The sequence below is a fragment of the Corallococcus exercitus genome (genome assembly GCF_003611585.1).
Classification (GTDB): Bacteria; Myxococcota; Myxococcia; order Myxococcales; family Myxococcaceae; genus Corallococcus; species Corallococcus exercitus.
The window spans coordinates 1-6130 of record NZ_RAVW01000518.1 but is presented as its reverse complement, the minus strand read 5'-3'; the positions used below and the strand labels follow the sequence as shown (position 1 = coordinate 6130).

7 protein-coding genes are annotated in these 6130 nt (G+C 70.4%); 2 read left to right on the top strand and 5 right to left on the bottom strand.

Annotated features, from left to right (window positions below; all coding sequences use genetic code 11):
- Nucleotides 1–185 precede the first annotated feature (185 nt).
- Complete coding sequence (locus D7W79_RS37460; RefSeq protein WP_120530061.1) at nucleotides 186–401, bottom strand: DUF2905 domain-containing protein; 216 nt, start codon at nucleotides 399–401, stop codon at nucleotides 186–188.
- Nucleotides 398–1114: a deoxyribonuclease V gene (gene nfi, locus D7W79_RS37455; RefSeq protein WP_120530060.1), complete on the bottom strand. Its 717-nt coding sequence runs from the start codon at nucleotides 1112–1114 to the stop codon at nucleotides 398–400. The genes D7W79_RS37460 and nfi overlap by 4 nt, the downstream gene beginning before the upstream one ends.
- A gap of 202 nt (nucleotides 1115–1316) precedes the next feature.
- Between nfi and D7W79_RS37450 the strand changes: the two genes are divergently transcribed.
- Together D7W79_RS37450 and D7W79_RS37445 are read left to right on the top strand one after the other, a co-directional pair.
- Nucleotides 1317–1565, top strand: a complete 249-nt coding sequence (locus D7W79_RS37450; RefSeq protein WP_120530059.1) for a hypothetical protein — start codon at nucleotides 1317–1319, stop codon at nucleotides 1563–1565.
- A gap of 11 nt (nucleotides 1566–1576) precedes the next feature.
- On the top strand, nucleotides 1577–2161 hold the full coding sequence (locus D7W79_RS37445; RefSeq protein ID WP_120530058.1) for a HesA/MoeB/ThiF family protein: 585 nt from the start codon (nucleotides 1577–1579) through the stop codon (nucleotides 2159–2161).
- Nucleotides 2162–2179: 18 nt separating this feature from the next.
- Here the strand turns inward: D7W79_RS37445 and D7W79_RS37440 are convergent, their stop codons facing one another.
- The 3 genes from D7W79_RS37440 to D7W79_RS37430 all read right to left on the bottom strand — a co-directional run bounded on the left by D7W79_RS37440 (nucleotide 2180) and on the right by D7W79_RS37430 (nucleotide 5717).
- Nucleotides 2180–3331 carry an LOG family protein gene (locus tag D7W79_RS37440; protein ID WP_120530057.1) on the bottom strand — a complete coding sequence of 384 codons (1152 nt, stop codon included), beginning with the start codon at nucleotides 3329–3331 and terminating at the stop codon, nucleotides 2180–2182.
- Nucleotides 3332–3446: 115 nt separating this feature from the next.
- Complete coding sequence (locus tag D7W79_RS37435; protein ID WP_216627780.1) at nucleotides 3447–4538, bottom strand: hypothetical protein; 1092 nt, start codon at nucleotides 4536–4538, stop codon at nucleotides 3447–3449.
- 147 nt (nucleotides 4539–4685) lie between these two features.
- A complete protein-coding gene (locus D7W79_RS37430; protein ID WP_158617151.1) occupies nucleotides 4686–5717 on the bottom strand; it encodes a lipase family protein in 1032 nt (343 codons plus the stop codon).
- Nucleotides 5718–6130 lie beyond the last annotated feature (413 nt).

Here is a 6130-nt window from a genome sequence, read left to right as displayed (position 1 = left end):
TGCTGGCCCATAACGTCAGCCGGCTGCTCACTCGCAGCCGGCTTTTCTGCGTCTTCGTCCTCCTCGAGGCCCCGGCTTCTCCCCCTGCCTCCCAGCCGGGCTGAGCCGCTATTCTGCGCAACCCTCCTGTCGGACAGGTTCGAGCGGTACGCCTCGGCCAGGGACAGGCTTCAAATCCCGAGGATTCAGAAGAAGCGGCGCAGCACCCAGGCGCCCAGGCTCAGCAGCACGGAGATGACGAGCATGGACGCCAGCGGCGCGAAGAAGCGCGTGTTGCCGCTCTCCACGCGGATGTCGCCCGGCAGCCGGCCGAACCAGGAGAAGGCCCCGGCCCACACCAGCAGCCCCACGACGACGAGCCCCAGGCCCGCCACCACCAGCATCAGGCCCATGGACTTCATCCGGGACGGCCCTCCTCCAGCTCCGCGGCCTCGCCGCCCGCGCGGCGGAAGGCATTCACCAGCCGGTGCGCGTGGCGTGTCGTCTCCGGCTCGCGGTAGCGGGGGCTCGCCTTCAACACCCACTCCACGGCGGTGTCCAGGTCCATGCGGTGGCCGGGGGAGACGTACACGGGGCTGACGCCCGCGCGGGTGCGGACCGCCATGCCCACCACCTCGCCCTTGTGCGTGATGGGGGACGTGGCGCCCCGCCGCTCCGCGAGCTTCCCGGGCGTGCCCACCAGCAGCGACTTGGCGCAGCCGATGGACGGGATGTCGAACAGCAGCCCTCCATGGCAGGCGATGCCCAGCCGTCGCGGGTGCGCGGTGCCCTGGCCGTCGAAGACGAGCACGTCGGGGCGGACCGTGAGCCGAGCCCAGACGGCGGCCAGCACCGGCAGCTCGCGGAAGGACAGCAGGCCAGGGACATAGGGGAACGTCAGCCGCGCCGTGGCCACGGCGTGGGACACCGGCGCGAGCGTCGCGGCGTCGAGCACCACCATGCCGCCATAGCCCGTGTCGTTGCCCTTCTCCGTGGAGATGTCCGCACCCGCCAGGCGGGTGATGCGCAGGCCCGGGGGCGGTTCGAGGATGAGCTGCTCGCGCAGGCGCTTCTGCAGCGCCACGGCCTCCGTGGGCGTCACGTTCCAGTCATTCGGGGCTCGCGGTGACTCCATGGGTCTCCTCCCGTGAACCCAACACTGTGCATCGTCTGGCCGGAGTGTGACCGCCGCTCCCTCCCCCTCCGTCCAGGAGAGGACGGGCATCGGCCGGGCGGAGGCCCGGGGCGCGCCGTGACCGTCCTGGCGTGCGGGGCTGTCAGGAAGCGCCCGGGGGCCCCGTCCCGGGCCAGGGTTCCTTTCCTGGAGGCTCGAAGCCATGGCGACGCTCAACATCACCCTCGACGGACACTCGGCGGACGTGCCGGTGGAGCTGGAGCGGCACATCAGTGACGCCGACGTGCGCCGCATCGCGGTGGAGCTGGTGCGCTCGGGCGGCGTGCCCGGCCTGCACCGCTTCGAGCTGCGGGACGAGACCTTCCAGCACTACGTGGTGGACCGCTTCCGGGGCGCGCACGGCGAGGAGCGCATCTACCTGCGTCCGAAGGTGCCCTTCGGGGCGTGCTGAGGACCGCCGCCATGCGCATCGTCTTCTGTGGCGTGGGGGCCATCGGGTCCACGGCGGCGCTCCTGTGCCGCAACCTGGACGCGACGCTGGTGTTCATCGACTTCGACCGGGTGGAGTCGAAGAACCTGCTGTCGCAGGCCTACGTGAAGCCGTCCGTCGGGAAGAACAAGGCGGAGGCGCTGAAGCTCCAGCTGCACAACCTGCACGGCGTGAAGGCGGAGGCCTTCGGCGTGCGCATCACTCGCGACAACGTGGAGACGCTCTGCAAGGGCGCCGACCTGCTGGTGGATTGTTTTGACAACCAGGACAGCCGCCAGCTGCTCAGCGACCACGCCCGGAAGACGGGCACGCCGCTGGTGCACGGCGCGGTGTCCGCGGACGGCACGTTCGGGCTGGTGCGCTGGGATGAGCGCTTCACGCCCGACGCCGAGGACACGCAGGGCCAGGCCACCTGCGAGGGCGGCGAGCACCTGCCGCTCCTGGGCCTGCTGGCCGCGACGCTCGCGCGGGCGGTGCAGGACTTCCGCAAGCACGGGGTGAAGCGGGACGCCTTCGTGAACCTCCACGCCGTCACCCCCGTCGCGGGTCAGGGCTGAGCTTCCGAACCGGCCCCCTCAGCCCGCCCGCGCCAGGGCGTCGCGCTCCTGGTCGAAGCGCACGAGCGCCTGGACGATGTCCTCCTTCGAGTCCGTGAGGAGCAGGTGGCGCGCGTAGTCCTGTCCCCGGGCCAGGTGCTCCAGCAGCGGGTACACGGGCCGGGTCTTCGTCCAGAACTCGCGGCCCAGGAAGAGCATCGGGCTGATGACGCCCACGGTGTTGTAGTGGTTCTGGCAGGCGTCCTGGAAGATCTCCTGCACGGTGCCCGCGCTGCCGGGTGAATAGACGACGCCGCCCCGCGCGATGGTGAGCAGGCCCTCCTCGCGCACGCTGTTGGCGAAGTACTTCGCGATGCGCGTGGCGAACGGATTGGGCGGCTCGTGGCCGTAGAGCCAGGTGGGGATGCCCAGGCTGTCGCCCATCGCCGCCGCGTCGCGCAGGGGCCAGGTGGCGCGCACCTCGAAGGCCCGCGCCAGCCAGTCCCGGTCCTTGTAGGACGGAGCCCGCGCCAGCACCGCGAGCGCCGCGTCCAGGTCCTCATCCGCCCGCGCGGCGAACCACGCGCCCAGGTGCGTGGCCTCCATGGCGCCCGGGCCGCCGCCGCTCACCAGGAAGAAGCCCAGGCGCGCCAGCGAACGGGCCAGCTCCGCCACGGAGCGGTAATCCTCCTGCCCCCGCAGCATCGAGTGCCCGCCCATGATGGCCACCACCCTGCGGGGCCTGCCCTGGTCCAGCAGCGCCTCCTCCAGCGCGTCGCTGATGGCGTGATCATGAAGCCGCTGCGCCAGCGCCTCCAGGAGGGACGGCGGGTGGGCACCGCCACGCGAGTTCCAGTGCGCGTAGATGCGCGCGTCCAGCGTGTCCGCGTAGGTGTCCGGACGGGTCGGGTCGAAGCCCGCGTACAGCTCCTCCGGCGTGTAGAGGCTGCCCCGATACGGGCAATAGGGCAGCCCGGTGAACGGCGGGAACACCATGGCGCCCCGCGCGAGGGCCTGTTGCAGCGTCGAGGGCTCCAGCAGACAACCCAGGAAGACGGTGCCGGTGAGGTCTGCCTTCAGCAGCGCGTCGCTCGACGCTCGCAGGTCCAGCCCCTGGAGGATGACGTTCGCGAGGCTCCGGCCGTCGCGCAGGTGCTGCTCGAACGCAGCCAGGGTCTCGAGTTCCGTCATGTGAACGCTCCGCGAAGGGGCATGGGCCCGGCGGATCATCCCCGACGAGACGGGCGCGTGTCAGGGAAAGAAGCCCGGCCCCTACGGGAAGAGCTTCTTGCCCCCGGGCAGCGCCTCAGTTGGTGGGGCAGCTGCCACCCGAGCAGTAGAAGCAGGAGCTGGTGCAGTTGCCGCCACTGCAGAGCCAGATGTCGGAGCCATGGCAGGTGGGCGACGAGACATCCTGAAGGGTGTAGTCCGTATAGATGTCTCCGCAGGCAATCACCCGGTCGTCGGTGCCGCCATTGGCTTCCACCGACATGCTGTTGCTCACATACGTGTCACCGCTCGCGGTCTTGCCCTTCTTCCACGCGCCATAGGCGACGAAGTTGGCGGCGTTCGCGGGAACGATGGGCGCCCCCGGCTTGTAGTGGAGCATGCCGTTGACCGGCACCTGGACGGTGTAGGTGCCCGACGTGCCGCGCGCGCGGTTGAAGGTGACGGGCCCATTGCCGCTGCAGTTGGCGACGGCGAAGTGGGCCGAGTGTCCCGGGTGGTTGAAGTTGACGCCATTCCACCAGTCGGTCGTGCGGAGCCGGACCACCGTGGCCGTTCCCTGGATGATGTCGCAGGAGCGGAGCTTGGGCTCGCACGTGGCGCGGTCCTGGGTCCCGAGCGGGAAGTCACATCCGCTGGTGCAGTAGGTGTCGGTCGGGTACGCGGTGCTGATGACCTCCTGGTTCGGGTCACCACACGTGGCGTCGCCATACTCGGAACCAACCCAGGCCCGGAAGGACGCCGTGCAGCCCGCGGTCAGGGACTGGCCGCCAGCATCGAGTCCGGAGGGCATCGCCGCGAGCGCGTCCGCGTTCTCCCGCTGGAGCTGGTCACGCGCGGCGAAGTCCACCGCGAAGAGCGACTGGCGCGCGAGCGCCGCCGGAAGCTCCTGCCGTGCCGGGGCCAGCGCGAGGAACACCTCCGCCGGGGTGTGCTTCTTGAGGAAGAGAGGGGCCACGAGCGGGCGCTGCGGGTAGGTCGCCATCACGGCGATGTCCACCACGCCGTCGTCGTTCTCGAGCCAGAGGACGTGGTTGCCACGTTCCCCGGTGACCCGCGCGATTTCACGTGGTCCGGAGGCCGCTGGCGGCGCCGCGTGGACGGGGGCGGCCCCCAGCAGCCAGGCGGCACCGGTGAGGGCAAGGGCGAGGGAGGTCGAGAACGGCTTCACGGGGAGGCTCCAGGAAACGTCGGCGGAAATTCGCCGCGCTCCCTTGAACGGAAGTCCCCGCGTTCTTCCCTCACCCCAGGATGCGGATCTCCACGCCAGTGCGCGGCCAGGAGGCCGCGGGTTCGACTTCCGCCCCTGGCACGAGGCCTACTTCACCGCCACCTGACGGCGCGGCGGCTGCGCCACCGGGCGCTGCGGCAGGGCCTTCACGGACGCCTTCGCGCTCGCCACGGCGTCCGCGGTGGGCGCCACGCTGGTGTCCTGGAGCGGGTGGCTGGAGCTGTCCGAGTAGACGCCGTCCGCGAAGGGGCCCACGTAGATCTGGGGCGTGGCGGGCAGCGCCTGGGTGAGCACGGTGAGGTAGTTGTCCATCTCGTGCCGGATGGTCGCCTCCTGCGTGCTGGTGTCCCCGAGCTTGTGGAAGAAGAGCACGTCGAACTCCACGCCCACCTGCGTGTAATTGGGCGCCATCCACGACGGCGGCAGCGTGGGCACCACGTCGTACTGGTTGACCACGCGCACCGTCGCGGGACTCGTGACGTACTGGGCGTACGCCGTCCCCCACGAATCCGCGAGCCCCGCCTTCGGTGCCGCGAACGTGACGGTGATGACCCTCAGCGACGACTGACTCACCGCCAGGTCCAACGCCAGGAGCTCCGCCAGCCCTCCGCCCAGGCTGTGGCCCGTGACGAAGAGCGTCTGGATGTTGTTTGCCTTCAGCCACGCGAACACCTGCGCCTGCATCGACTGCGGCACGCCGGTGCCCGTGCCGGTGTAGATGCCCCAGAAGCCGCTGTGCACCTGCGGCACGGGGGACATCGCCGCGCCGGAGAACGGCGCGAAGGACGTGGTGGCGTACTGCTCGTCCGCGCTCGTGTCCGCCGCCGTCACGGTCCCGCGCAGCGCCAGCATCGCCGTGCTCGAATCCGCGGCGGAGGTGAACCACAGGCCGAACGCCTCCGCGACCCCGCCCTTCTGCGGCACCCACGCCGTGAGGCTGTCCGCCTGCGTCCAACCCGAAGGCGCGGAGTAATCCTTGCCGTTGAAGGCGGAGTAGGCCGCGACCACGCCCTGCCCCATGCCCAGCACCTGGGTCGCGTCCAGCACGGGCTCGACGGGAGTGGAAAGCGGGCCCGACTGCGGACGGGCGGCGGCGGCGGCAACGGTCGAGGACGTCATGATCAACTCCGGGGAAGAGGTGGCGGGTGGAACGGGGCGAGGCATGTCGCCAGCCGTTGCCGGAAGCTGATTGCAGCGCCCATGCCGCACGCCGCTTCCCTCGGAAGAGCTCGCGGCGCGGGCGTCCTCGCGCGCTTTCGACGCGTCGACCGACACGTCGCCCAACACACCCGCGCGCCTGATGGCTGGAAACATCAGCGCGTGACGACAGTCACCAGGATGGCTGCCGTTGGCGAGGACGGTGTCACGGGCCATCCAAACAAGATCAACGACTTGCGCGCGCCCGACCGGGACCAGGGCGCTGGCATGCCCGCTGCTATGTGTGTCCTCGTCGCTGAACGCAGCACTCCTCCCTTCCTGAAACGAGCCCTGTCATGAGCGTCTCCCCCGTTGGCAGCAGCCCCGCCTCCTTC

What these genes read in the sequence shown, in the direction of transcription:
- D7W79_RS37460 (WP_120530061.1), bottom strand. Translation starts at nt 401, where the DNA reads ATGAAGTCCATGGGCCTGATGCTGGTGGTGGCGGGCCTGGGGCTCGTC.
- D7W79_RS37445 (WP_120530058.1), top strand. Translation starts at nt 1,577, where the DNA reads ATGCGCATCGTCTTCTGTGGCGTGGGGGCCATCGGGTCCACGGCGGCG.
- D7W79_RS37440 (WP_120530057.1), bottom strand. Translation starts at nt 3,331, where the DNA reads ATGACGGAACTCGAGACCCTGGCTGCGTTCGAGCAGCACCTGCGCGAC.
- D7W79_RS37430 (WP_158617151.1), bottom strand. Translation starts at nt 5,717, where the DNA reads ATGACGTCCTCGACCGTTGCCGCCGCCGCCGCCCGTCCGCAGTCGGGC.
- D7W79_RS37450 (WP_120530059.1), top strand. Translation starts at nt 1,317, where the DNA reads ATGGCGACGCTCAACATCACCCTCGACGGACACTCGGCGGACGTGCCG.
- nfi (WP_120530060.1), bottom strand. Translation starts at nt 1,114, where the DNA reads ATGGAGTCACCGCGAGCCCCGAATGACTGGAACGTGACGCCCACGGAG.